The following is a 23333-nucleotide window of genomic DNA, read 5'->3' as shown; positions in this document are numbered from 1 at the left end:
CGGGCGGGTGCTACGCCGCCGGCATGGCGGCGTGTGACCAGCGCATCGCTTCCATCACCGTGCGGGTCAGGTCGCTGCCGGAATAGCGCTCGGCCAGAGCGCCGACGTCGCCGCGCTGGTAGGCCTCGACCGTGCGCAGCAGGCGGCCCAGGGCGCCGGTGCCGCGGGCCAGGGCGATCTCGATCTCGTCGGTCAAGGGTAGGTGCTGGGCCAGCATCGCGGGCGTGACGGCCAGCAGCGCGGCTACGGCCGTCACCAGGCCGGCCACGAACGCGGCGTCGGGGTCGGCGCCGAAGGTGGGCGCGAGGTTCTGGCACAGCCGGGAGCGGGTGAGCACCTCGACGAGCTGGGCCTCGGTGGTCTCGGCCACGTCGTCGACCACCATCAGCATCGCCCAGCAGCGGATCTGGTCGAGGCCGAGCATGACGACGGCCTGGCGGATCGAGGAGATGCGGCTGGCCGGGGAGACCGCGGCGCTGTTGCTGGCGCGCAGCACCCGCATGGTCAGCGCCGGGTCGCTCTGGATGATCTCCAGGACGTGCTCGATGTCGGCGTCGCCGTTGCTGAGCGCGCCGACCAGCTCGAGGCGGTGCAGGCGGGACGGTGACACCGCGACCGCCGTCATCACCTGGGGGCGGCTGAGGACGTACCCCTGGCGCAGTTCGAATCCGTAGTGATTGCTGAGCGCCAGGTGCTCCAGCGTCTCCAGGCCCTCGGCCACGATCTGGATCGCCGGGTACTCGCGGCAGGCGGCGACGATGTCGTCGATGTGCTCGGTGACCCCGTTGAGCAGGTCGAGCTTGACGTAGGAGGCGAGCGGGAAGAGCCGCTCGTGCCCGGAGCCCCAGACGAAGTCGTCGAGCGCGATCCGGTAGCCGGCCTTGACCAGTGCCGTGACGCCTTCGACCACCGCGTCGTCGACCGTGACGCTCTCCAGCACCTCGACCACGACCTGCTCGGGGCCGAACGGCAGCGGCAGGTTGCCGACCAGGAACTCCCGCGTCATGTTGATGAAGCAGGTGCGGTCGCCGACGACCTCGTCCAGGCCGAACTCGGTGAACGCGTTGACGATCACCTGACTGGTCGCGAACGAGTCACGCCGGCCCGCTTCGACGGCATCCATCGCCCCGCGGAACAACAGTTCGTACGCGACGACGTCACCCTCGCGGTCGAAGATCGGCTGCCTCGCCACGTGGACGTGGTGGGTGGCCGACGAGGACGGCGGATGGATCAGCACGCTCGCAGTATCGGACGAAATGCGGGCCGCATGAGGACAGCTCGCTCATTCTTTTCCGACCGCGACACCGACCGCGGCACCGGCCGCGACACCGGCGGCGGCACCGGCCGCCACTCCGGCACCAGAAGACCCGTTCACCCCGCGAGCCGGGCCAGCAGCGCGACCGCCGGGTTGGTCGATTCCTTCGCGTACGCCAAGCCGATGTCCACGGTCGGCAGCGGCTCGGTGAAGCGCCTCAGGCGTACGCCCGGCATCTTGAGCGCCCGCGCCCGCCCCGCCGGCACCGCCGCGATCACCGTGCCCTCCGCCACCGCGCGCAGCAGTTGTTCGTCGTCCGGCTCGTGCCGCACCAGCTCGAAGCCGCCGTCCGGCCAGATCTGGGCGATGGTCCGGTCGAACATGCCCGGCCCGTTCTCCCGCGGCCACATGACCGCCGGCCGCCCCGCGACGTCGTGGCGTGTGATGCGGCGCTTCCGGGCCAGCGGATGCGTCGCCGGCACGGCCAGGAGCAGTTCCTCGCGGTCGACGTGCCGGCATTCCAGGGCCGGCTCGTCGAGCGGCGGCCGCACGAACGCGGCGTCGAACCGCCCGTTGAGCAGGCCGTCGACGTTGAGCGCGGTCCACCCGGTCTCCGGCACCAGCTCGACGCCCGGATGGGCCCGCCGGAAGCGCGCCACCAGCTCGTCGACCCGCCCGCCCCGCGCCGACCGGGTGTAGGCGAGCCGCAGCCGGCCGTCGTGCCCGTCCGCCGCCGCCCGGATCCGCCCCGCCGCGGCGTCGGCCTCGGCGATGAGCCGTTCCGCCTCGGCCGCCACCTTGGCGCCCACCTCGGTGAGCGTGCACCCACGTGCGTGGCGTTCGACGAGGGTCGTCCCGAGCTGCCGCTCGAGGGCGCGGATGTGCTGGCTGAGGGCGGGCTGGGTGAGATGCAGCCGGGCCGCGGCCCGGGTGAAGTTCAACTCCACGGCGAGCACCGCGAACGACCGCAGCCGCTCGAGATCCGTGCCGGCCAGCCGCGCCTCGCTCATCCCCGGAGGATAGACACGCGCCTCAGCTTCCGCCGCGCACCTTCACGGAGCACTCGGCGACCGCCTGCGGCCCGTGCGGCGTGCTCACGGACGTCGCGAGCTGGGTCGTCACGATCTGGCACGCGATCGGCGCCGCCGGGTCGGCGTTGCGGGCGGTCAGCGCCGGGGCCAGGCCCGGTTCCGCGACCGCCACCTCGAACGTGCGGGTCCACGGCGTCGCCGCGGTGAGGCGGGTCGGTTCGTCGCCGGAGTGCAGCGTGTAGGAGATCTCGGCCTGCCCCTCGCCGGACACCTCGAAGTCCACGGTGATCATCTTGTCCCCCGCGTGGTAGAGCTGAACGGTCCGCGATGGGTCTCCCGACGACCCGGGGTTCGGCCGCGACTCCGGGCCGGCGCCGCAGGCCGACATGGTGCCGGCCGCCAGCGCGAGGACGGCAAGGACGATCATGGGCGCACGCATCGGAGCATCTTCGCCTACCGGCCGGCCGGGTGGCGGCCCGGGAGCGATAAGCGCGACTTATCGCTCGGGCGGCAACGTCAATTGGAGTCGCACGCGCCGGGCGCTCAGGATCGGGGCATGGCTGATGTGGTGGTGGTCGGTGCGGGCGTCATCGGGCTGACGACAGCGGTCCGGCTGCGGCAGGCCGGGGCCGACGTCGAGGTCTGGACCGCCGACGATCCGGCGCAGACCGTCTCCGCGGTGGCCGCGGCCGTCTGGTATCCGACGCGGATCGCGGGCGGTGGCGACGTGCTGCGGTGGGCCGGCGACAGCTACGCGGAGTTCCGGCGGCAGATCGCGGACGGCGTGCCGGGGACGCTGATGCGGCGGACCCGGAACCTGCACCGCGAACGACTCGCGGAACTGCCCTGGTGGACGGCGGCGGCGGGACGGGTCGAGCTTCGGGACTCGGTCACCCCGTACGCGCAAGAGGTGGTCTTCGATGCTCCTCTGGCCGAGATGGACGTCTATCTCTCCTGGCTCGCCGGACAGGTCGACGTCGTCCGGAAACGGGTGGGCCGCCTCGACGACGTAACGGCTCCCGTCATTGTCAATGCCACCGGGCTCGCCGCGCGGGAGCTCTGCGGGGACGACGGTGTCGAACCGGCGCGGGGGCACGTCGTCATTGCCGAGAATCCGGGGCTGGACGTGTCGATCCGCGATGCCGGGGGCGACACCTACATTCATCCGCGCACCCGCGATGTGGTGCTCGGCGGCACGTTCGGCGTCGGCGAACGGGACACGAAACCCGATCCGGCCGAGGCGCGGAACATTGTCGAGCGGTGCGTCGCGCTGGAGCCGAAACTGGCGGGAGCGCGGGTCCTGCACACCAAAATCGGACTTCGGCCGGTACGCCGGGAAGGGCCCCGGGTCGAGCTGGAGACCCGCCCGGACGGCCGCCGGGTCGTGCACAACTACGGTCACGGCGGCGCCGGGATGACCCTTTCCTGGGGGTGCGCCGACGAGGTGGTGCGGCTGGTCAGCGGCCCGGGAAACGCTCGGTGATCTCCTGGAGCAGAAAGCCGTTGCCATCGGGGTCGGTGAATGCGGCGAACGAGCCGTACGAGCGCCGCCCGGGATAGAGGCCCGGCACCCGCTTGCGGTCGCCGCCGTGGTGGAAAACGCCGCCCTCGTCGTGGAAGATCTCGCTGACCTCGACGCCGCGGCCGATCAGGTCGGCGCGGGCCTCCTCGATGTCGGTGACGACCAGATGCACGTTCTCCATCGATCCCGGGGCCGCCTCGCCGATTCCGTTGCCGATCGCGAACGACGCGGGCGAGCCCGGCGGGGTGAAATGCACGACCCGGAAATCGCCGTCGATGTAGTCGAGGTCCTCCTGGAAACCGATCCGCGCGTAGAACTCCTTGGCGCGGTCGACGTCGGCAACCGGCAGGACAATCAGTTCGAGCTTGTACTCGACCATCTGCGACTCCTCAGCGTTCCGGGCCCCGAACGGCACCCGGCGCCCACCCTCACGCGGGCGCGCGCCCGATCGCCCCAGGGTGGGTCCCTGGGGTGTCACCGGTCACGCTGCGTCACCGGATGGACTCGGGCCGATGTAGCGCGCTCGGCCGCCGCGTGCCACCACGCGGGTGGCGAGCTACCGCTGACCGCCGCTTCCGGCTGAGTGGGATGCAGCCCCAGGCGACGCAGCGCGCCGGCCCGGATCCGGATCGTGTACCAGCCGTGCCAATGCCCATCGGGTCCGGGCCCGCAGGCCAGGCTGCCGGAGACATCGGCAGCGGCGAAGGGCATCCAGTCGATGCCTCGCTCGCGCAGTCAACCGCGGACGGCCGCCATCGGACCGGGCGCGCCCGCCTCGCTCGCACAGCCCAGCACGGTGACCCACTCCGCGTCCGCCCGGTTCATGGCCCGAGCATGCCACACTCGCATCCATGACGGTCGTCATCAACGGGGATCTGGGCAGCGGCAAGACAACCGTGTCGGTGGCCCTCGCGGAACGGCTGGGCGTGCGCCGCATCAGCATCGGCGACCTCTACCGCCGGATGGCCGCCGAGCACGGCATGACCGCGCTGCAGTTCAACCTGCACGCCGAGCTCGACGACAAGATCGACCACATCATCGACCAGCTTCAGCACGACATCGCGGCCTCGGGCGAGCCCCTGGTCGTCGACAGCCGGCTGGCCTGGCATTTCTTCACCGACGCGCTGAAGGTGCACCTCGTCACCGATCCGGAGGTGGCGGCCCGGCGGGTGCTGGGCCGGCCGGGCGACCCGGTCGAGAACTACCGCGACCTGGCCGAGGCCCGCGAGCAGCTCGCCGCCCGCAGCGAGAGCGAGCGCCAGCGTTTCCTGGACCGCTACGGCGCCGACAAGACCCGTCTGCAGAACTACGACCTGATCTGCGACACCACGCGCGCGACGCCCGAGCAGATCATCGATCGCATCGTCGCGGCGCTCGACGGCGTTCCGGCCGAGCCGCTCTGCTACCTCGACCCCCGCCGCGTGCGGCCGACGCCGGAGACCGGCGACGAGGGCGAGATCATCGTGCGCCACCTTCCGCCTCATTTCGACGCCGTACGCGGCGGCCGGCGCCTGCGTGCGGCGGCGCGCGCGGGCGAGACCCTCACCCGGGTGACAGTGGCCTGAGACACGCCCGTCGAACCGGGCACCGACCGGTGCGTAGTCCCGTGTGACAGCACAGGGATTGCAACGGGAGGTAGTCATGACCGAGCCGGTAGTCGTGCTCGTGCACGGCGCATTCGCGGAATCGGCCAGCTGGAACGGGGTCATCGCGCGGCTGCAGGAGCGGGGGCTCGACGCGATCGCGGTCGCGAACCCGCTCCGCAGCCTCGACGGCGACGCCGCGTACGTCCGGGATGTCGTCGCCTCGATCGACGGGCCCGTGGTGCTGGCCGGCCACTCGTACGGTGGCCAGGTCATCACCCAGGCCGCCGCCGGGAACCCGGCGGTGAAGGCACTCGTCTACGTGTCCGCCTTCGCCCCCGAGACCGGCGAGAGCGCGCTGGAGCTGTCCGGCAAGTTCCCGGGCAGCACGCTCGGCGACGCCGTCCGGTCCAGGCCGCTCTCCGCCGGCGGCGCCGAGCTCGCCATCGAGGCCGGCAAGTTCCCGCAGCAGTTCGCGGCGGACGTCGACCCGGCCGAGGCGGCGCTGATGGCGGCCACCCAGCGGCCGGTCGCCGAGGCCGCGCTCACCGCCGGCCTGGTCGGCGAGCCGGCCTGGCGCACGGTGCCGAGCTGGCACGTCTGGGGCGGCGCCGACCGCAACATCCCGGCCGAGGCGCTGCGCTTCATGGCCGACCGGGCGGGCGCGCGGAGCGCCGAGGAGATCCCGGGCGCCGGTCACGCGCTGACGGTCTCGCAGCCCGGCCCGGTGGCCGAGCTGATCGAGCGGGCCGCGCACGAGAACGCGAAATAGCGTGAACCTCGGACCCCGTCGGCTCGTCGTGGGTGAGGGAGCGACCGAGCGGCGAGGAGGCGGGGTCCGATGACCGAGAACAGGTTGACCTCCGAGGAGGCGGCCCTGTTCGACGCCTTCCTCGGGGCGGCGATGACGGTGCAGCGCAACGTCGACAGCGATCTGCTGTACGAGCGGAACCGCACCCTGAGCGAGTACCAGACGCTGCTGCGGCTCGCCGAGGCGCCCGATCGCCGGCTGCGGATGACCGAGCTGGCGGCGGCGACGTTCCTGTCATTGAGCCGGATCAGCCGCATCGTCGAGAAGCTCGAACAGCAGGACCTGGTGCACCGCGAGCAGGCCGAGGGCGATCGGCGCGGCTGGAACGCGGTCCTCTCCCCGGCCGGCATCGAATGGCTGCGGGCGAGCCGCCAGGCGTACGCGTCGGCGGTGCGCCGCCACGTCCTGGAGAACGTGGATCGCGAGACCATGCAGATGTTCACCGCCGCCGTCCGCCGCATCGCCCACCTGCCGCAATGCCGTTCCGCCGCGGTCCGGGCCGCCTGAGGGCGGCGCCCGGTGCGGGCGGTCACAGCGATGAACAGGAGCCGGACGGCGGCGTTGTACCGGATGTGAGCCGAACGCAGCCGACCCCCCTCTCCCCCGCCGTCGAGCTCCTCTTCGCGCGCTGGACCCCGCACCTCGTGTGGGTGCTCGCGGAGAACGGCCCGACGCGCTTCGGCGACCTGCAACGGCGGCTGGCGCCGGTCGGCACGGCCATCCTCGCCCAGCGGCTGCGGCGGCTCGAGGCGGACGGCTTCGTCACCCGGAACCTGTACATGCGGCACCCGCCGCGGGTCGAGTACGCGCTCACCGACCTGGGCCGCTCGGTCGTGCCGCTGCTGCGGGCGATCCAGGAGTGGTCCGCCACCCACCTCGGCGAGGAGAAGTGACATGAAGGGCTGGATCACGTACCTCTGGCAGGCGCTGGCCGCGATGGACGACGACGCGCCGCTCCACGCCGTGCCGCTTCACGCCGGGCCGCACCGCGCCCCGGACGAGGCACGGATCGACCTGAACGACCGGGCCGCGGTGCGGGCGGCGTTCGACCAGATCGTCGACCGGGAGTGGGGCATGCCGCCGAGATAACATTGATGTGTCAACAACCCGGGGGGTCGGTCATGAGAGCAGCCCAGCGGCGGCGGATGACGTCGCAGGAGATGGTGACCTGGCGGTCGCTGATCGACACCACCGCCGAGCTGCGCCGCCGGCTCACCGCGCAGCTGACCGCCGAGTCGGGCCTCTCCCCCGGCGACTACGCGGTGCTGCTGGCGCTCAGCGAGGCCGCCGGCCGCCGCCTGCGCTCGTCGGAGCTGGCCGCCGCGATCGACTGGGAGCGCAGCCGCCTCTCCCACCACCTCGCCCGCATGGAGAAGCGCGGCCTGATCGAGCGGGTCGAGTGCGCGACCGACAGCCGGGGCGCCGAGGTGCTGCTGACCGAGGAGGGCGCGCGCACGTTCCGGGCCTCGACCGGGCCGCACATGAGCGCGGTCAAGAGGCATTTCGGCGACGCCCTGACGCCGGAGCAGTTCGCCTCGCTCGACGACATCCTGAGCACCCTGCGCGATCACCTGGAGACGCCCGGGAACTAGGTTGGGCAGGTGACCAACGTGCTGGACGACATCATGGCGGGCGTACGCGAGGACGTCGCCGGGCGCGAGGCCCGGACGAGCCTGGCGGAGATCAGGCGGCGGGCGGCGGAGGCGCCGGCGGCGCTCGACGCGTACGGGATGCTTGCTCGCCCTGGTGTCTCGGTGATCGCCGAGGTCAAGCGCCGCTCGCCGTCCAAGGGTGAGCTGGCGGCGATCGCCGATCCGGCCGCGCTGGCCGCCGACTACGAGGCCGGCGGCGCGAGCTGGATCAGCGTGCTGACCGAACAGCGGCGGTTCGGCGGATCGCTCGCCGACCTTGCGGCGGTGCGGCGGGCGGTCGGGATTCCGGTGCTGCGCAAGGATTTCCTGTTCGGCGACTATCAGGCGTACGAGGCCCGCGCGTTCGGCGCCGACGTGGCTCTCCTGATCGTCGCGGCGCTCGACCAGCCGACGCTGAGCCGGTTGCGGGCCCTGCTCGAGGACGAGCTGGGGATGACCGCGCTGGTCGAGGTGCACGACGCCGGCGAGGTGGGCCGGGCGGTGGACGCCGGCGCCCGGGTGATCGGCGTGAACGCCCGCGATCTGCGCACGCTCGAGGTCGACCGCGGTGTCTTCGAGCGACTCGCGCCCGAGCTGGGCGGTGGGGCGCTGAAGGTGGCGGAGTCCGGCGTGCGGGGTCCGGAGGACCTGCTTCGGTACGCGGCGGCCGGCGCCGACGCCGTGCTGGTGGGCGAGGGCCTGGTCACCCAGGACAGCCCGCGCGACGCGGCGGCCGCGCTCGTCGACGCCGGCCGTCGCTAGGTCGTCGCGCGCTTCCAGAGCGGAGAGGTGAGCGGCAGGACGATCCTCCTAGAATGGCCTCGATGTCCGAAAGCCTCCGGTTCCTCTCCGGGATCATCGTCGTGTCGGCCCGGCCCGAGCGCCTGGTCGCCTTCTACCGGGACGTCCTCGGCGTGCCCCTGGTCGAGGAGCAGCACGGCGACTCGGAGCCGCATTGGGCCTGCGAGCTCGGCGACGTCCACTTCGCGATCCACCCCGAGGCGGACTACCCCGGCGAGCCCCTCACGCCCGGCCCGATCAAGCTGGCCTTCATGGTCTTCGACCTCGACGCGCAGATCGCGCGGCTGGCCTCGCACGGGGTCGACCTCTGCTACCCGCCGGCCGAGTTCGGCGCCGAGTCCCGCATCACGGCGGTCCGCGACCCCGACGGAAACATGGTCGAGCTGACCGAACTGGGCCCGGCATGGCTGGCCCACCTGAAGGAGAACCGAGCCCGCGGCGGCGACCTGATCGCGGCCTGGACCGCCCGCACCTGACCGCGCCTTGCCCGGCCGGCTAGGCCCCACGCCGCGTGGGCGCCCTTGCCGCCCAGCCGCCTCTCCGCCCGCCGCCGCGCCGCCCGCCGCCTCTCCGCCCGCCGCCGCGCCGCCCGCCGCCGCGCCGCCCGCCGCCGCTCCGCCCGCCGCCACTCCGCCCGGCCGCTTGCGCTGCGCTGCCGCCACTCCGCCCGGCCGCCACTCCGCCCGGCCGCTTGGGCTGCGCTGCCGGTGACCAGCCACCTTGCCTGCCGCCGCCGCCCGGCAGCATCTGCCCGCCCAAGGGCGACCCGGCCGCGGGGCCGGCTCGCCCGTGCACGGCCGCTTGTGGTGGGCAACGCGCGCCCGGCCGCGCGGGGTGGGCAACGCGTGCCCGGCCGCTTGTGGTGGGCAACGCGCGCCCGGCCGCGCGGGGTGGGCAACGCGCGCCCGGCCGCGCGGGGTGGGCAACGCGTGCCCGGCCGCGCGGGGTGGGCAACGCGTGCCCGGCCGCGCGGGGTGGGCAACGCGTGCCCGGCCGCTTGGGGTGGGCAACGCGTGCCCGGCCGAGGTGGCGGACCTGGCCGGGCACGCTGCCGGCTCGCCGGTCCGGAGGGGGTGGCACGGCGAGCGATGGCGGCCGGGATGGGGTCCGGCCGACCAGCCGCAGTTTCTGGCAGATCAACTTACATTTCAAGTCTTGATTTTTTGGAAACGGCCGAGCAGCCTGACAACGTTGTCAAATCTGGAGGCATGGATGCCTGTCTCGTCGTCCGTCGCCCCGCTCGTGCGGCTCGCGCTGCGTGACGAGAAGGGCGACCGGGTCCTGCCCGCGCGCTACGCCGACAACTATTTCTGGCTGCTCCGGGCGAGTCCCGGCGGGTGGCGGTGACCTGGCCGTCCCGGCTGAACGGATGCCGGGGCGTGCACGTGACCGCGGAGGCGTACAACGCTTCCCGGGTCGCGGGGTGAGGGAGGGGCGCCGCCCGGGTGAACCCCCGGCGCGGCGCCCCGTGCTCGGGGAATGCCGGGCCCGGCCACCGTCCGGCCGGGCTCGGCAGACTCCGCGCTCTTTCCACCCCGCGCGCGGCCGGCCGCGTGCCGTGCGCCTCGGATCCGCCGATCCCGCTGGAGCGGGATGGCGCCCGACGGCGTCCATCGGCCCGGCGGCGCGCAATAGCAGGCCCGGCGGCGCGCAACAGCAGGCCCGGCAGCATGCGCGGTAGCGCCCGTCAGCCCCCGATGCCGCCCGGCGCCGGGGCGTCGAGGGCGGCCGCGCCGACCGGGCGGTTCTCGTGCCGGGCGATGAGGCCGGAGATGGTGACCGCCAGGTTCTGCCGCAGCAGGTCGGTGAAGTCGACCCGCATGGCGGCCGCTCTCGGGTCGGCGGCGTAGGCGGCCAGCATCGCCTCGGGCGGCCGGCTGTAGGGCCACGCGGCCGCGGTGATCAGGGTGGCGGTGGCGGCCAGGTGGGCCGCGTCCTGGGCGCCGAGCTCGGGCAGGCATCGGAGGAACAGCTGGGCCTGCGTCTCGTACCAGCTCCTGGTCGCCAGCTTGTGCCGCAGCGCGACCTCGGCCGAGACGTTGTGTTCCAGCACGCCCGCGTGGGCGCTGGTCAGGTCGCAGAGCACCGGGCGCTCGGCCAGTGACTCGGCCAGGATCGCCGCGAGCCGGTCGCCGCGTTCCCGGGCGGTGCCGTCGCCGGCCTCGACGACGCGATCGAGGTGGGCCAGCCACTCCCCGACCTCGGCGTCCAGCAGCTCGAGCAGCACCGCCTCGCGGGACTCGAAGTAGCGCAGCACGTTCGACTTGGCCAGGCAGACGCGGCGGCTCAGCTCGTTGAGGCTGAGCTTGGCGACCGGCATCTCGGTCAGCATCGCGGCCGCCGTGTCCAGGATCTGCCGTCGCCGCTCGTTCCGCTGCTCGTCGGTGCGGGCGCGCTTGAACTCCATGCCGGGAGCTTACAGACCTCCAGTCTCTTGTTAACAGACCGCCTGTCCTGTTACCGTCGGACGCATAACAGACCGACGGTCTTTAAGGAGCGCTCATGTACGAGGTACCCGACCAGAGCGGCAAGCTCGCCGTGGTGACCGGCGCGAACAGCGGCACCGGCAAGGAGGCCGCCAAGCGTCTCGCCGGGGCCGGCGCGGAAGTGGTCCTCGCGGTGCGCACCCCGGCCAAGGGCGACCAGGCCCGCGCCGAGATCCTCGCCGCCCACCCGTCGGCCCGGGTCGAGGTGCGCCGCGTCGATCTGGCCGACCTGTCCTCGGTCCGCGACTTCGCCGACGGCCTTCTCGCCGCCGGCCGTCCGCTGGACCTGCTGCTCAACAACGCCGGTGTGATGATGGTGCCGAACCGCACGGAGACCGTCGACGGCTTCGAGCTGCAGCTGGCGAGCAACTATCTCGGGCCGTTCGCGCTGACCGTGCGCCTGCTGCCGCTGCTGCTCGCCGCCCCGGCGCCGCGGGTGGCCACGATGAGCAGCGGCACCGCGGCCCGCGGCCGGATCAACTTCGGCGACCTGCAGTCGGCGACCGGCTACCGTCCGGTCGGCGCGTACGCCCAGTCGAAGCTCGCCGACCTGATGCTGACGATGGAGCTGGCCGACATCGCGGCCGCCCGCGGCTGGTCGCTGATGTCCAACGGCGCGCACCCCGGCTACACCAAGACGAACCTGACCACCGCCGGGCCGAACCTCGGCGGCAAGGCCGGCCTGGGCATGCGGATCTCCTTCCGCGTCACCCCGGGCCAGGGCCCCGAGCAGGGCGCGGAGCCGCTGCTGTACGCGGCGACCAGCCCGGACGCGGTGGCCGGCGGCTACTACGGCCCGCGGTGGGGGCTGATCGGGCCGGCGGCCAAGGCCCGGCCGACGAGCCGGGCCCTGGACAAGAGCGTGCGCGCACGCCTGTGGGCCGAGTCCGAGCGCCTCGCCGGCGTCGCCGTTCCCGCCGGGCGTCACTGACCGCCGGGTTTGTCCGGCTTACCGGCGCCCTTCCCGTTGCTCGGCTGGATCATCACGACGCCGCCCTTGATGGTCCGGCCGCTCGGGCTCGTGGACGCCGCCGTGCCGGCCGGGCAGTCCGAGTCGACCGCCGCGCCCGTGGTCGGGGCGAACCCGGCGTCCTCCAGCTCGGCCGTCGCCGAACCCATCGACTGGCACTTCACACCGGGAATCGAGCGCTGATCCCCGTACGCAATCTTGTTGTTGCCCGGGGTCTTGAACTGGATCTTGGGTTTGCCCTTCATGAAGTCGTGCATGGTCCACATGACGGCGTTGTTGACCTCGTGGTGGTCCAGGTGGTCGGGGTGGTTCTGGTAGTCGGGATCGGCCATGTAGCCCGCCACCACCATCGACGTGGTGCCGACGATGAGGGACGCGGTCTTGTCGGCGTCGGTGGTGCCGGTCTTGCCGAAGACGGGATGGCCGACGATGCCGCGGGTGCCGGGCGCCGTGCCGCTGCCGTGACAGTTGCCGAGCTGGGCCGAGTCGCCGACCGGGCAGCGCGCCGCGTCGATCGCGGCCCGGGCGACGTCCTTGCTGGTGGCCCGGGTGCATTGCGGCTTGCCGAAGTCGAGCTTCTGGTTGTCCTGGGTGTAGATCTGCTCGACCGGCGTCGGCGCGCAGTACATGCCGTCACCGGCCAGGGTCGCGTACGCGTCGGCCATGTCCAGCGGCGTGGAGGCGGAGACGCCCAGGGTGAAGGCGCCCCACGTCGCGGCGGACGCGGGCGACGCGTACTGGGCGTCGAGCGAGTTGCGGAACTGGACGCCGAAGCGCTTGGCCACGGCGACCACCTTGTCCGCGCCGACCGTCTCCTCGAGCGGGACGAAGTACGTGTTGATCGAGTGCCCGAAGCCGCTCCACATGTCGAAGACCCCGGCCTCTTTGATGCTGGAGTTGCTCGGGCACCAGTCGCTCGTGCCCGGGCACGCCGCCTTCGAGCCCGCCTCGACCGGGTAGTGCGAGTGGTACCGGCCCGGCGCGTTGATCGTGTAGCCCAGCGGCAGGCCCTTCTCCAGCGCCGCCACCATGGTGAACATCTTGAAGACCGAGCCCGACTGATAGCCGTCGATGTCGCCGCCGCCGGTGATCAGCGGGTTGGTCGTGTTGGGATAGGAGGCCCGGACGCCGCGAGCACGCAGCGCCGGGTTCGGCGAGAGCGGGTTCTGCGGGTGCGCGGGGTCGTCCAGCTTGTACTTGCGGTTGGTGGCCAGCACCCGGACCTTGCCGGTGCCCGGTTCGACCCCGGCCAGCAGCAGCGCGTTCTTGTTCTTGTCGGCGATCTCGTCGCTGATCCGCTTGCGGGCGTTGTCCTGGGCCTTGGCGTCGAGCGACGTCACGATCCGGTAGCCGCCGCTCTTGAGGCGCCGCTCGCGGTCGAACGGGGTGGCCCCGAACGGCTCCTGCGACATCCACCAGCGGTAGAAGTAGTCGCAGAAGAAGCCCCAGCTGTTCTTGGCGACCGAGACGCAGCCGTTGCCGACCGGGGTCACCTGCTTCGGGATCGGCTCCTTGAGCGCCTTGTCGGCCTGCGCCTGGGTGATCGAGCCGAGCGCGACCATGCCGGGGATGACGTAGTTGTCGCGCCGGTCCTTGATCTGGTCGTAGCCGCTCTTGATCGTCGGGTTGAAGCTGGTCGGGGCCTTGACCATGCCGGCCAGCATCGCGGCCTGACCGATCGTGAGGTCCTTCGGCTTCTTGTGGAAGTAGATCTGGCTGGCGGCGAAGACCCCGTAGGCCTGGTTCCCGAACGGCGCGATGTTCAGGTAGTGCTCGAGGATCTGATCCTTCGACATCTCCTTCTCGACCTGCAACGCGTACTTCATCTCGGTGAGCTTGCGCTTCGGCGTGTCCTTGGTGGCGTCGATGACCTCCCGGGCGCTGGTCGCCGAGTAGGACAGCGACATGCGTACCCATTGCATGGTCAGGGTCGACGCGCCCTGCTGGGAGTTGCCGCCGCTGTTGCTCACGAGCGCGCGGGCGACGCCCTTGAAGTCGACGCCGTGGTGGTGGTAGAAGTTCCGGTCCTCGGCCGCGACGATCGCCTGGCGCATGTACGGGGAGATGTCCTTCAGCGGTACGTCGCTGCGGAACTCGTCGTAGAACTGCGAGATCTGCGTCTTGCCGTCGCTGGCGTAGATGCGCGTGATCTGCGGGGAGCTGTAGTCCTTGACCTCGCTGGGCAGGCTCGCGAAGGTCTCCCCGCCGGCCTTGGCCGCGAGACCGGACATGGCGGTGGCGGGAAAGGCGGCCGCCGCGACGACGACGCCCCCGAGCAGTCCGCAGATCAGCAGGGACGCCGCGTTGGTCAGAAGTTTGTGCTCGTGCTCCACGCCCTCCGAGACGTACCGACGAGGCGATGGTTCAACGAGATCGGCGAGACGAGGCCGAAGACGCCCTCGGCGAACCGCTCCGGCTCCTCGACGTGACCGATGTGACCGCTGTAGGCGAGCAGCAGCAACCGCGCGCCCGGGATCAGGGCGTGCAGCTCCCGGCCCCAGCGCAGCCCGCCGTAGAGGTCGTAGCAGCCGGCCGCGACCAGGGTCGGCACGGTGATCCCGGGCAGCACGGCCCGGTCGTCGATCACCTCGGGCAGGCCGATCGCGTCGAGCCCGGAGACGTGCGTCACCCGCAGCCGGCCCCGCAGCGGCGCGAGCTCCCGCTTGCGCGCCCAGTAGTGCGCCACGCAGGCCGGGAACAGCCCCCGCACGGCGGCCCCGAGTCCGGCGTCCCCGGTGATCCCGGGCAGCGACCGGATCGCGTCCAGCACCGCGGGCAGCTCCGGGTTCCACTGGTTGCGGCGGACGAACAGCTCGAGCTGGCGGGTCGTCTCGGCGACGTGCTCGGGGCCGGTGACGGGCGTGCTCGCGTACAGGACGAGGCCGGACAGACGCTCGGGGCGGCGCGTCGCGTACAGCTGGGCGACGTTGCCGCCGTAGCCGTGGCCGAGCAGGAGGACCCGATCCTGGCCGAGGTGGTCGAGCAGGCGGTCGAGCGCCGCGGCGTACAGGTCGCGGGTGTAGCCGTGCGGATGGCCGGGAAGACGCCCGGACTGGCCGGTGCCGAGCGGCTCGACGTAGACGACGGTCATCCGCCGCTCGACCGCCGGCATCCGCAGGTACTCCCAGTGCACCCCGGGACCGCCGGGCATCGCGACCAGCACCGGCCCGCGTCCCCTGACGTGGTAGCGCTGGGTGAGGCCGCCCAGCTCGACCCGGTGCGCGCCGCTCGTCAGCGGGTTCACCGGTGCGCCCCGGCCAGGAACTCGCGCAGCGAGCGCAGCGCGTAGTGGGCCCGGGACTTGACCGTTCCGACCGGCACGCCCAGCCGTCGCGCGGTCTCGGCCGTGGACGTGCCGTTGAGGTAGAGCTCGGCCAGGACCGTGCGGTGGTCCCGGCTCAGCGTGCCCAGGCCCCGGCGCAGCGACTCCAGGGCCAGCACGGTGTCGGTGGTGTCGTCGGCGTGCGGCGGCGCGGGCAGGGCGTCGAGGCCGTCCACCTCGACCGGCCGGGCCCGGCGGCGGCGGATGGCGTCGATCGCCACGTGCCGGGCGACCGTGAACAGCCAGCGCCGGGTGTGCTCGGGCTCGGTGGGCAGCACGCGGAGGCTGCTCCAGGCCCGCAGCATGGTCTCCTGGAACAGGTCCTCGGCTTTCTCCCGGTTGCCACCGGTGAACCCGGCCAGATAGCCGAGCAGGACGGTCGCGTACTCCTCGTGCAGTGCGGTGAGCCGGGCCTCGTCGGCGGCGGCGATTGCGGTGGTGGTCACGTCGATCCCCCGGGGTTGTTCGTCGATGGGATCCACATTTCTCCGCCAGGGTGCCGGTACGAGCCCGTGCGGCACCCTGGTCGGCCCCCTGGCGGGCGGCCCCCGGGACCCCGGTGCGCTCGAGCCCGTACGGCAAGATGGATGTCATGACCGTGCTGGACATTCGGAAGGTCGGTGACCCGGTGCTGCGCCGGCGGGCCGACGAGGTGACCGACTTCGACGCCGAGCTCGACCGCCTCGTGCAGGACCTGACCCAGACGCTGGCCGAGTCGAAGGGCGCCGGCCTGGCCGCGCCGCAGATCGGCGTGAGCCTGCGGGTCTTCGCCATCCACCCCGACCTGCCCGGCAACGACCTGAAGCTGGATCACCTGATCAACCCGGTGCTCGAGTTCCCCGACGAGGAGACCCAGGACGGCCCCGAGGGCTGCCTGTCGATCCCCGGCATCTACCTCGACACCCGCCGGCGGATGAACGTGGCCGCCAAGGGTTACACCAAGCTCGGCGACCCGGTGCAGATCGTCGGCAACGGCCTGCTGGCGCGCTGCGTGCAGCACGAGACCGACCACCTGGACGGCGTCCTGTTCATCGACCGCCAGGACGAGGCGGGCCGGCAGCGGATCCTCGACACGCTGCGCGAGGCGTCCTGGTTCGACGGCCTACCCGCGCCCGACCTGCGGGTCAGCCCGCATTAGTCCGGGAATCGCTCGCTCACCTCCTGGAGCAGGAAGCCGTTCCCGTCCGGGTCGGCGAACGACGCGAACGAGCCGTAAGACCGCCGCCCCGGGCAGAGCCCCCGCGCCCGCTTGGCGGTGCCTCCGTGGTGGAAGACGCCGTCCTCGTCGTGGAAGATCTCGCTCACCGCGACGCCCAGGGCGACCAGTTCGGCGCGGGCCTCCTCGATGTCGCGCACGACCAGGTGGATGTTCTCGACCCGGCCGGGTCCCGGGGCCAGGGCGATCGAGCAGCCCGAGCCGGGCGGCGTAATCACCGGGCCGCCCGGCTGCGAGCGGAAACCGATCCCCTCGAAGAACGCCCGCGACCGCGCGACGTCCCGAACCGGCAGCACGATCAGCTCGAGCTGGTAAGTCACCACGGCATACCTCCCGCATCGCTTCCGATACGGTCCACGATGGCCGTACGGCGTGACCGGTCGCCCCAGGGTGATCCCGGGCGCGATCCCGGGGGCCGAAAGCTCAGCGTTCGGCCGCCACCGCGTCCAGCTCCCGGCGCGAGGTGATGTTCAGCTTGGTGAACACCTTGCGCAGGTGCCATTCGACCGTGCGCGGGCTCAGGAACAGCACCGCGCCGATCTCCGGGTTGGTCCGTCCCTGCGACGCCAGCCGCACGATCTGTGCCTCTTGCGGGGTCAGCTCGTCGGGCGTGCCGGCCGCGCGCTTGCGGACCGTCTCGCCGGTCGCGCCCAGCTCGCGGCCGGCCCGCTCGGCGAACCCCTCGGCGCCCATCGCGGTGAACGAGTCGTGAGCGGCCCGCAGCTGGGCCCGGGCATCGGAGCGCCGGCCCTCGCGGCGCAGCCACTCGCCGTACATCAGCCGGGCCCGGGATCGCTGAAGGCCGAGCCGGCTCGGCGGCAGCAGGTCGATCGCCGCCCGGAAGTTGTCCTCGATCTTTCCGGCCGGGCCGGCCAGCGCGTCGGCGATCGCCTGCGCGCCCCGGGCCCACGCCGTCCCGGCCGGTCCGGTCAGCCCGGCCAGGCGCTCGCGGGCCGAGGCCGCCTCCTTGACGTCACCGGCCCGGGCCGCCGCCTCGACCAGCTCGCTCAGCGCCCAGTGGTGAAAGCCGAGATCGGTGTACTGGGCGGCGCGCCGGCTCGCCTCGAGCGCCTGCGTGTAGCGGCCGAGCCCGTTGAACAGCACGGCCCGCACGTGGTCGGCCATGTCGAGCGGGCGGCCCTCGTCGCGGAACTCGGCGTCCTTGGCGGTGACCGCTATCAGGTCCAGCGCCTGCTGCTCGTGGCCGCGCAGGGCGAGCAGGTTCATCGGGCCGGACGGGTCCGGCGGCAGCCCGGTCGCCTCGGCCAGCGCCTCCATCTCGTCGATCAGCGCGGCCGCGTCGGCGAACCGGCCCGCGTGCAGCAGCGCGCCGGCCCGGAACGACAGCGCGGACGGCAGCACCGAGAGCGCGCCGGTCTGCCGGGCGGTCCGCACCGCCCGCTCGCTGAGGCCGTGCCAGGCGACGTCGTCGAAGATCTCGTGCGCGACCGGGATGGACAGCCACAGCAGGTTCACGTCCTCGTCCTCGGCGAGGGCGGCCAGGGCCTGCTGGAGCTGCGGGACCGACGCCGCGTACCCGTCCAGGCTCCAGGTCGACAGCGCGGTGAGGAACAGGCTCGCGGTCTCGGTGCCCTCGGGGACCTGCCGGGCGGCGAGCGCGGCCCGGCGGCGGTCGTCGCCACCCAGCCGGCCGGCGTGCACGGCCGCACCGAGCGCCGACAGATACGTCTCGCGGGCCGCGAGCGGGTCGAGGTCCTCCAGGCGGCGGGCCGCGGCGAGCAGCGGGCCGCCCGCCTCGCGGCCCGGGTTCAGGGTGAACGCGGCCTGGGCCCGCAGTCGCTCCAGCTCGGCCTGCTGCAGCGGGTCGAGGGGGCTGAGCTCGGCCGCGGCGAGCAGGCCGGGAATGGCGGCCGGGGCGCCGGCGGCCAGGCGGGCGCGGGCGGCGGCCAGGGTGCGGGCGGCGCGGGGCTTCGCCTCCGGGGAGAGCTCGGCGGCCCGCTCGAGGAAGGTGGCGGCGGCCGCCTGCCCACCGCGGGCGATGGCGCGCTCGGCGGAACACTCCAGCTCGGCGGCCACTTCCTCATCCGGACCCAGGGCGGCGTACGCGCGGTGCCAGGCCCGCCGATCCGGGTCCTGCCCCGGGTCGGTGACGTCGGCCAGGGCGCCGTGCACGTCGCGCAGGTCGTCGGCGTCGGCGGACCGCCAGACGGCCGAGCGCACCAGCGGGTGCCGGAACCGGACCCGGGTGCCCAGCTCGATCAGGCCGGCCGCGACCGCGGGCGACGCGGCGGAGAGCTTGACGCCGAGCCGGTCCAGGGCGCGCAGCAGCAGCGGCACGTCGCCGACCGGCTCGACGGCGGCGGCGAGCAGGAGCGTACGGGTATCGGCGGGCAGCTCGTCCACCCGGCGCCGGAAGCCGTCCTCGACCCGGCCCATCAGCGGCGCCGCCGACTGGCCGCCGAAGCCGAACGCCAGCTCGGCCGGGGTGAGGCCGCGTGGCAGCTCGAGCAGGGCCAGCGGGTTGCCCCGGGTCTCGGCCACGATCCGGTCGCGCACCTGCGGGTCGACCGGGCCGGTCAGCACCGAGTCGAGCAGCGCCAGCGCGTCGGCGTCGGGCAGGCCGGCCACCGGCAGTTCGGGCAGGCCGCTGAGGATCTGGTCGTCGCCGGGACTGCGGCAGGCGAAGACCATCGCCACCGACTCGGCGTCCAGCCGGCGGGCCACGAACGTGAGGACCATCTCCGACACCCGGTCGAGCCACTGGACGTCGTCGACCAGGCAGACCAGGGGGCGCTCGGCGGCGGCCTCGGCGAACAGGCCGAGCACGGCCAGCCCGAGCAGCAGCACGCTGGGCGTGTCCCCGCCGCTCATTCCGAAAGCGGTGTTCAAGGCTTCGCGCTGCGGGGCGGGCAGCCGGTCGAGGTGGCCGGTCAGCGGCGCGCACAACTGCTGCAGGCCGGAGTAGGCGATCTCGGTCTCCAGCTCGACCCCGGCCGTCCGCACCACCCGGCCGGCCCCGCCCGCGCCGTTCACGTACTCCAGCAGCGCCGTCTTGCCGGCCCCGGCCTCGCCGCGCAGCACGAGCACCCGGCTGCGGCCGCCGTGGACGTCCCGGAGCAGCTGGTCCAGCTTCTCCTGCTCCCGCCGCCGACCCCGCAGCACCGGTCCGTCAATGTTGATCACGACTTCGCCTTCCGCTCGTTGCTTCGCCACTCAACCTGCCCGGTCGGCCACGGACATGACCCCGGGTCGGACACTGGCGGACCCCCTGGTGGCCGCCCCAGGGGGTCCGGGGCCCGGTCGCGGGCCGCCCGGTGACCCCGGGCACACCGGCGGTCCGCTGCTTGATCGACAACCTCCGGGCGGTGTGTAACCTCCTGCTCGGGGGAGGTGGGGGCATGCCCGGATTCGAGCTGCGCGGACGACGGCGGGAACGCGAGACGCTCGATCGGCTGCTGCACGACGTGCGGGCCGGGCAGAGCCGGGTGCTGGTGCTGCGGGGCGAGGCCGGCGCCGGCAAGACCGCCCTGCTCGACCTTCTCGCCGAGAACGCGACGGGCTGCCGGGTGGCCCGCGCGGCCGGCGTCGAGCCCGAGACCGATATCCCGTACGCGGTGCTCCAGCAATTGTGTGCGCCCATGCTCGGCCATCTCGGCCGCCTGCCCGCCCCGCAGCGCGAAGCCCTCAACACCGCGTTCGGGATGAGCGCCGGCCCGCCGCCGGAAACCCTGTTCCTGGGCCTGGCCGTGCTCGGCCTGTTCGCCGAGGTCGCCTCCCGGCGCCCGCTCGTCTGCATGGTCGACGACGTGCAGTGGCTCGACCAGATGTCCGAGCTGATCCTCACGTTCGTGGCCCGCCGGCTGGACGCCGAGTCGGTGGCGATGGTCTTCGCCTGCCGCAGCCCCGGCGACGACCGGGTGCTGCGCGGCCTGCCCGAGCTGGTCGTCGCCGGGCTGCCCGAGGCCGACGCCCACGACCTGCTCGCCTCGGTGCTGCCCGGGCCGATCGACGCCGGCGTGCGTGACCGGATTATCGCCGAGACCGGCGGCAACCCGCTGGCCCTGCTCGAGCTGCACCGCGGCCTCTCCCCCGCCGACCTGGCCTTCGGGTTCGGCGGGTACGGCCGGACGCCGCTGGCCGGCCGGGTCGAGGAGGGCTTCCAGCGGCGCATCGCCGCCCTGCCGCCGGACACCCGCCAGGTGCTGCTGACCGCCGCGGTCGAGCCGGTCGGCAACGTGCCGCTGCTGCTGCGCGCCCTGGAACGGCTCGGCATCAAGCCGGACGCGGCGGCCGAGGCCGAGGCGGCCGGGCTGATCACGATCGGCACCCGGGTGCTGTTCCGGCACCCGCTGGTGCGCTCGGCCGCCTGGCGCTCGGCCGACGCCGCCGAGCTGCGGGCCGCGCACCGGGCGCTGGGCGAGGTCACCGACCCGGCCCGCGACCCCGACCGGCGGGCCTGGCACCGGGCGCACGCCGCGCTCGGCCCCGACGAGGACGTCGCGGCGGAGCTGGCCCGGACGGCGGATCGGGCCCTGGCCCGGGGCGGCCGGTCCGCCGCCGCCACCTTCCTCGAGCGGGCGGCGGAGCTGACCCTCGACCCGAACCGGCGGGCCTCGCTGCTGCTCGGGGCGGCCCAGGCGCGGCTCGACGCGGGCACCCCCACCGCCGTCCCCGACCTGCTCGCGGCGGCCGAGATGGCGCCGCTCGAGCCGCTGCAACGGGCGCGGATCGAGCGGCTGCGGGCACAGCTGGCCTTCGCCCTGAACCCGGGCCGGGCCGCCGGTCCCGGCCTGCTCGCCGCGGCCGAGCGGCTCGAGCCGCTCGACCTCGGGGCGGCCCGGCGGGCGTACCTGCTCGCCGTTGCCGCCGCCGTGCACGCGGGCCGCCTCGGCGGCGACGACCTGACCCGGGCCGCGACCGCGGCCCGGCGGCTGCCGGCCGGCGACGACTTCGCCGGCCTGCTGCTGGCCGGCATGACGGCCTGGGTGCTCGACGACTACCGCACCGCCCAGCCGCTGCTCGACCGGGCGCTGCGCGCGCTGACCGCCGACGACGACCTCGGCCTGCTGTTCCTCATCGCGCCGGCCGCGCACGACCTGTTCCAGGTGCAGACCGCCTACCGGATCACCGGCGAGGCGGTCGAGTTCGCCCGCGCCACCGGGGCCGTCTCGTTGCTGCCGACCGCCCTGTCGTACCGGGCCGGCACGCTGCTGTTCATGGGCCGCTTCGCCGACGCGGCCGGCCTGCTCGACGAGGGCAACGCGCTGTCGCAGGCCATCGGCATCCGCTTCCCGCAGTTCGCGTCCCTGGCGCTGATCGCCTTCCAGGGCCGCGCCCGGCCGGCGCTCGACCTGATCGAGTCGGTGGTCGCGGACGCCCGGCAGCGCGACGAGGGCCGTCTGCTCGGGCTCACCGAGTACGCCCGGTCGGTGCTGCACAACGGGCTCGGCGACCCTTCTGCGGCGCTCGCCGCGGCCAGGGCCGCCGTCGCGTATCCGGACATGGCGATCTACGGCTGGACGCTGCCCGAGCTGGCCGAGGCGGCGGTGCGGGCCGGCGACGACGAGGCGGCCCAGGAGGCGCGGGACCGGCTCGCCGAGCGGGCCGAGGCGGCCGGCACCGAGTGGGCGCGCGGGGTCTGGGCGCTGGGCGAGGCGCTGGCCGGGCCGCCGACGCGGGCCGAGGAGCGCTACCGGGAGGCGATCGAGCGGCTCGGCAACGACGGGCTGTCGCTGGTCGTGGCCCGGGCCCGCCTGCTCTACGGCGAGTGGCTGCGCCGCGAGAGCCGCCGCGCCGACGCCCAGGAGCAGCTGCGGGCCGCGCACGAGGCGTTCACGACGATCGGCGCCGAGGCGTTCGCCGAGCGGGCCGGCCGCGAGCTCGCCGCCGCCGGCGACACGGTGCCGCGGCGGGCGGCCGGCGTGCGCCAGGAGCTCACGCCCCAGGAGAAGCACATCGCCCGGCTGGCGGTGGCCGGCCGCACCAACGCCGAGATCGGCACCGCGATGTTCCTGAGCCCGCGCACGGTCGAGTGGCACCTCCGCAAGATCTTCACGAAGCTCGGCATCGCGTCGCGCCGCGAGCTTCCCACCGCCCTGGATGAATTTGGACCCGGGAGTCCATCCCGGTAGCGTGGTGACCATGACCGGATTGACCGCCAAGGGCGCCGCGACCAGGGACCGGATCGTGCGGGCCGCGACCGACCTGATCCTCGATCGCGGAGTCGGCGGCATGACCCTCGACGAGATCCGGGCCGGCACCGCGACCAGCAAGAGCCAGCTGTTCCACTACTTCCCGGGCGGCAAGAGCGACCTGGTGTCGGCGATCGCCGCGTTCCAGAGCGCGCGTGTCCTCGAGGCGCAGCGGCCGTGGCTGGAACGGCTCGACTCGTGGGAGTCGTGGCAGGGCTGGCGGGACGCGGTGGTCGACTACTACCGCGGCCTGACCCACAAGTACTGCTCGATCAGCGCGCTGGTCAACGAGGTCGCGCCGACCGATCCGCAGCTGGCGGCCGACGTCGCCGGGCACGCCGACCGCTGGTACGAGCTCCTGGTCGCCGGCCTGCGGCGGATGCGGGAGAACGGCCTGATCCGGGCGGACGCCGACCCCGGGCGCCTCGGGCTCGCCCTCTTCGCGGCCCTCCAGGGCGGGCTGCTCGTGATGCAGTCGAAGGACTCGATCGTGCCGCTCGAGGCCGCCCTCGACGGCGCGCTGCTCATGCTGCGCGGTTACGCGCCGTAGCGG

General features: G+C 73.5%; 24 protein-coding genes and 1 pseudogene. 14 read left to right on the top strand and 11 right to left on the bottom strand.

The genetic code is table 11. The features are described 5' to 3' along the window. Positions 1-10 precede the first annotated feature (10 nt). The 3 genes from ACZ6TB_RS08855 to ACZ6TB_RS08845 all read right to left on the bottom strand — a co-directional run bounded on the left by ACZ6TB_RS08855 (position 11) and on the right by ACZ6TB_RS08845 (position 2725). A complete protein-coding gene (locus ACZ6TB_RS08855; protein ID WP_465552192.1) occupies positions 11-1237 on the bottom strand; it encodes an EAL and HDOD domain-containing protein in 1227 nt (408 codons plus the stop codon). Between the two features lie 134 nt (positions 1238-1371). After that, entirely contained in the window at positions 1372-2265 is an 894-nt protein-coding gene (locus ACZ6TB_RS08850) for a LysR family transcriptional regulator (RefSeq protein WP_465552190.1), read from the bottom strand. Positions 2266-2287: 22 nt separating this feature from the next. After that, positions 2288-2725, bottom strand: coding sequence for an MmpS family transport accessory protein (locus tag ACZ6TB_RS08845; protein WP_465552188.1), 438 nt, complete (start codon positions 2723-2725; stop codon positions 2288-2290). A 117-nt stretch (positions 2726-2842) separates the two neighbouring features. Here ACZ6TB_RS08845 and ACZ6TB_RS08840 point away from each other — a divergent pair, with 117 nt between their 5' ends. Then, positions 2843-3769: an FAD-dependent oxidoreductase gene (locus tag ACZ6TB_RS08840; protein WP_465552186.1), complete on the top strand. Its 927-nt coding sequence runs from the start codon at positions 2843-2845 to the stop codon at positions 3767-3769. Here the strand turns inward: ACZ6TB_RS08840 and ACZ6TB_RS08835 are convergent. Together ACZ6TB_RS08835 and ACZ6TB_RS08830 are read right to left on the bottom strand one after the other, a co-directional pair. Next, positions 3744-4187, bottom strand: coding sequence for a VOC family protein (locus ACZ6TB_RS08835; protein ID WP_465552184.1), 444 nt, complete (start codon positions 4185-4187; stop codon positions 3744-3746). The genes ACZ6TB_RS08840 and ACZ6TB_RS08835 overlap by 26 nt on opposite strands. Positions 4188-4282: 95 nt before the next feature. After that, positions 4283-4519, bottom strand: coding sequence for a hypothetical protein (locus tag ACZ6TB_RS08830; protein WP_465552182.1), 237 nt, complete (start codon positions 4517-4519; stop codon positions 4283-4285). A gap of 140 nt (positions 4520-4659) precedes the next feature. Here ACZ6TB_RS08830 and cmk point away from each other — a divergent pair. The 9 genes and pseudogenes from cmk to ACZ6TB_RS08785 form a co-directional block, all read left to right on the top strand. Further along, a pseudogene (cmk, locus tag ACZ6TB_RS08825) lies at positions 4660-5343 on the top strand ((d)CMP kinase); the annotation flags it as partial. Between the two features lie 106 nt (positions 5344-5449). Then, on the top strand, positions 5450-6163 hold the full coding sequence (locus tag ACZ6TB_RS08820; protein ID WP_465552181.1) for an alpha/beta fold hydrolase: 714 nt from the start codon (positions 5450-5452) through the stop codon (positions 6161-6163). A 69-nt stretch (positions 6164-6232) separates the two neighbouring features. Further along, on the top strand, positions 6233-6709 hold the full coding sequence (locus ACZ6TB_RS08815; RefSeq protein WP_465552179.1) for a MarR family winged helix-turn-helix transcriptional regulator: 477 nt from the start codon (positions 6233-6235) through the stop codon (positions 6707-6709). Positions 6710-6774: 65 nt separating this feature from the next. Beyond that, on the top strand, positions 6775-7095 hold the full coding sequence (locus ACZ6TB_RS08810) for a winged helix-turn-helix transcriptional regulator (RefSeq protein WP_465552177.1): 321 nt from the start codon (positions 6775-6777) through the stop codon (positions 7093-7095). 1 nt (position 7096) lies between these two features. Next, entirely contained in the window at positions 7097-7291 is a 195-nt protein-coding gene (locus ACZ6TB_RS08805; RefSeq protein WP_465552175.1) for a hypothetical protein, read from the top strand. Positions 7292-7323: 32 nt separating this feature from the next. Then, positions 7324-7794 (top strand): MarR family winged helix-turn-helix transcriptional regulator, encoded by a 471-nt coding sequence (locus ACZ6TB_RS08800; RefSeq protein ID WP_465552173.1) that lies wholly within the window; start codon positions 7324-7326, stop codon positions 7792-7794. A gap of 18 nt (positions 7795-7812) precedes the next feature. Further along, complete coding sequence (trpC, locus tag ACZ6TB_RS08795; protein ID WP_465552541.1) at positions 7813-8595, top strand: indole-3-glycerol phosphate synthase TrpC; 783 nt, start codon at positions 7813-7815, stop codon at positions 8593-8595. A gap of 62 nt (positions 8596-8657) precedes the next feature. Then, positions 8658-9110 (top strand): VOC family protein, encoded by a 453-nt coding sequence (locus ACZ6TB_RS08790; RefSeq protein ID WP_465552171.1) that lies wholly within the window; start codon positions 8658-8660, stop codon positions 9108-9110. A gap of 736 nt (positions 9111-9846) precedes the next feature. Further along, positions 9847-9981 carry a hypothetical protein gene (locus ACZ6TB_RS08785; protein ID WP_465552169.1) on the top strand — a complete coding sequence of 45 codons (135 nt, stop codon included), beginning with the start codon at positions 9847-9849 and terminating at the stop codon, positions 9979-9981. 340 nt (positions 9982-10321) lie between these two features. Here the strand turns inward: ACZ6TB_RS08785 and ACZ6TB_RS08780 are convergent, their stop codons facing one another. Beyond that, positions 10322-11041, bottom strand: a complete 720-nt coding sequence (locus ACZ6TB_RS08780; RefSeq protein WP_465552167.1) for a TetR/AcrR family transcriptional regulator — start codon at positions 11039-11041, stop codon at positions 10322-10324. A 95-nt stretch (positions 11042-11136) separates the two neighbouring features. Here ACZ6TB_RS08780 and ACZ6TB_RS08775 point away from each other — a divergent pair, with 95 nt between their 5' ends. After that, complete coding sequence (locus ACZ6TB_RS08775; RefSeq protein WP_465552165.1) at positions 11137-12051, top strand: SDR family oxidoreductase; 915 nt, start codon at positions 11137-11139, stop codon at positions 12049-12051. Here the strand turns inward: ACZ6TB_RS08775 and ACZ6TB_RS08770 are convergent. The 3 genes from ACZ6TB_RS08770 to ACZ6TB_RS08760 all read right to left on the bottom strand — a co-directional run bounded on the left by ACZ6TB_RS08770 (position 12045) and on the right by ACZ6TB_RS08760 (position 15858). Continuing rightward, complete coding sequence (locus tag ACZ6TB_RS08770) at positions 12045-14321, bottom strand: transglycosylase domain-containing protein (protein WP_465552539.1); 2277 nt, start codon at positions 14319-14321, stop codon at positions 12045-12047. The genes ACZ6TB_RS08775 and ACZ6TB_RS08770 overlap by 7 nt on opposite strands. A 77-nt stretch (positions 14322-14398) precedes the next feature. Continuing rightward, positions 14399-15334: an alpha/beta fold hydrolase gene (locus ACZ6TB_RS08765; protein WP_465552163.1), complete on the bottom strand. Its 936-nt coding sequence runs from the start codon at positions 15332-15334 to the stop codon at positions 14399-14401. Beyond that, positions 15331-15858 (bottom strand): sigma-70 family RNA polymerase sigma factor, encoded by a 528-nt coding sequence (locus ACZ6TB_RS08760; RefSeq protein WP_465552161.1) that lies wholly within the window; start codon positions 15856-15858, stop codon positions 15331-15333. The genes ACZ6TB_RS08765 and ACZ6TB_RS08760 overlap by 4 nt, the downstream gene beginning before the upstream one ends. Before the next feature lie 146 nt (positions 15859-16004). Between ACZ6TB_RS08760 and def the strand changes: the two genes are divergently transcribed. Next, entirely contained in the window at positions 16005-16550 is a 546-nt protein-coding gene (gene def, locus ACZ6TB_RS08755; RefSeq protein WP_465552160.1) for a peptide deformylase, read from the top strand. Here def and ACZ6TB_RS08750 read toward each other — a convergent pair. Both ACZ6TB_RS08750 and ACZ6TB_RS08745 read right to left on the bottom strand, forming a co-directional pair. Next, entirely contained in the window at positions 16547-16948 is a 402-nt protein-coding gene (locus ACZ6TB_RS08750; protein WP_465552158.1) for a VOC family protein, read from the bottom strand. The genes def and ACZ6TB_RS08750 overlap by 4 nt on opposite strands. Before the next feature lie 103 nt (positions 16949-17051). Continuing rightward, positions 17052-19772 carry a helix-turn-helix transcriptional regulator gene (locus ACZ6TB_RS08745; protein ID WP_465552155.1) on the bottom strand — a complete coding sequence of 907 codons (2721 nt, stop codon included), beginning with the start codon at positions 19770-19772 and terminating at the stop codon, positions 17052-17054. 215 nt (positions 19773-19987) lie between these two features. Here ACZ6TB_RS08745 and ACZ6TB_RS08740 point away from each other — a divergent pair, with 215 nt between their 5' ends. Both ACZ6TB_RS08740 and ACZ6TB_RS08735 read left to right on the top strand, forming a co-directional pair. Next, complete coding sequence (locus tag ACZ6TB_RS08740; protein ID WP_465552154.1) at positions 19988-22720, top strand: helix-turn-helix transcriptional regulator; 2733 nt, start codon at positions 19988-19990, stop codon at positions 22718-22720. 10 nt (positions 22721-22730) lie between these two features. Next, a complete protein-coding gene (locus ACZ6TB_RS08735) occupies positions 22731-23330 on the top strand; it encodes a TetR/AcrR family transcriptional regulator (RefSeq protein ID WP_465552151.1) in 600 nt (199 codons plus the stop codon). Positions 23331-23333: the final 3 nt, after the last annotated feature.

The organism is Actinoplanes sp. NPDC051537, from assembly GCF_055586105.1.
This window is presented reverse-complemented; position numbering and strand designations above follow the sequence as displayed.

Bases quoted from the DNA above. Each gene is read 5' to 3' on its own strand.
- ACZ6TB_RS08850 (WP_465552190.1), bottom strand. From the start codon at position 2,265: ATGAGCGAGGCGCGGCTGGCCGGCACGGATCTCGAGCGGCTGCGGTCG.
- ACZ6TB_RS08845 (WP_465552188.1), bottom strand. From the start codon at position 2,725: ATGCGTGCGCCCATGATCGTCCTTGCCGTCCTCGCGCTGGCGGCCGGC.
- ACZ6TB_RS08840 (WP_465552186.1), top strand. From the start codon at position 2,843: ATGGCTGATGTGGTGGTGGTCGGTGCGGGCGTCATCGGGCTGACGACA.
- ACZ6TB_RS08835 (WP_465552184.1), bottom strand. From the start codon at position 4,187: ATGGTCGAGTACAAGCTCGAACTGATTGTCCTGCCGGTTGCCGACGTC.
- ACZ6TB_RS08830 (WP_465552182.1), bottom strand. From the start codon at position 4,519: ATGCCCTTCGCCGCTGCCGATGTCTCCGGCAGCCTGGCCTGCGGGCCC.
- ACZ6TB_RS08820 (WP_465552181.1), top strand. From the start codon at position 5,450: ATGACCGAGCCGGTAGTCGTGCTCGTGCACGGCGCATTCGCGGAATCG.
- ACZ6TB_RS08815 (WP_465552179.1), top strand. From the start codon at position 6,233: ATGACCGAGAACAGGTTGACCTCCGAGGAGGCGGCCCTGTTCGACGCC.
- ACZ6TB_RS08805 (WP_465552175.1), top strand. From the start codon at position 7,097: ATGAAGGGCTGGATCACGTACCTCTGGCAGGCGCTGGCCGCGATGGAC.
- ACZ6TB_RS08800 (WP_465552173.1), top strand. From the start codon at position 7,324: ATGAGAGCAGCCCAGCGGCGGCGGATGACGTCGCAGGAGATGGTGACC.
- ACZ6TB_RS08790 (WP_465552171.1), top strand. From the start codon at position 8,658: ATGTCCGAAAGCCTCCGGTTCCTCTCCGGGATCATCGTCGTGTCGGCC.
- ACZ6TB_RS08785 (WP_465552169.1), top strand. From the start codon at position 9,847: ATGCCTGTCTCGTCGTCCGTCGCCCCGCTCGTGCGGCTCGCGCTGCGT.
- ACZ6TB_RS08780 (WP_465552167.1), bottom strand. From the start codon at position 11,041: ATGGAGTTCAAGCGCGCCCGCACCGACGAGCAGCGGAACGAGCGGCGA.
- ACZ6TB_RS08775 (WP_465552165.1), top strand. From the start codon at position 11,137: ATGTACGAGGTACCCGACCAGAGCGGCAAGCTCGCCGTGGTGACCGGC.
- ACZ6TB_RS08770 (WP_465552539.1), bottom strand. From the start codon at position 14,321: ATGTCCGGTCTCGCGGCCAAGGCCGGCGGGGAGACCTTCGCGAGCCTG.
- def (WP_465552160.1), top strand. From the start codon at position 16,005: ATGACCGTGCTGGACATTCGGAAGGTCGGTGACCCGGTGCTGCGCCGG.
- ACZ6TB_RS08740 (WP_465552154.1), top strand. From the start codon at position 19,988: ATGCCCGGATTCGAGCTGCGCGGACGACGGCGGGAACGCGAGACGCTC.
- ACZ6TB_RS08735 (WP_465552151.1), top strand. From the start codon at position 22,731: ATGACCGGATTGACCGCCAAGGGCGCCGCGACCAGGGACCGGATCGTG.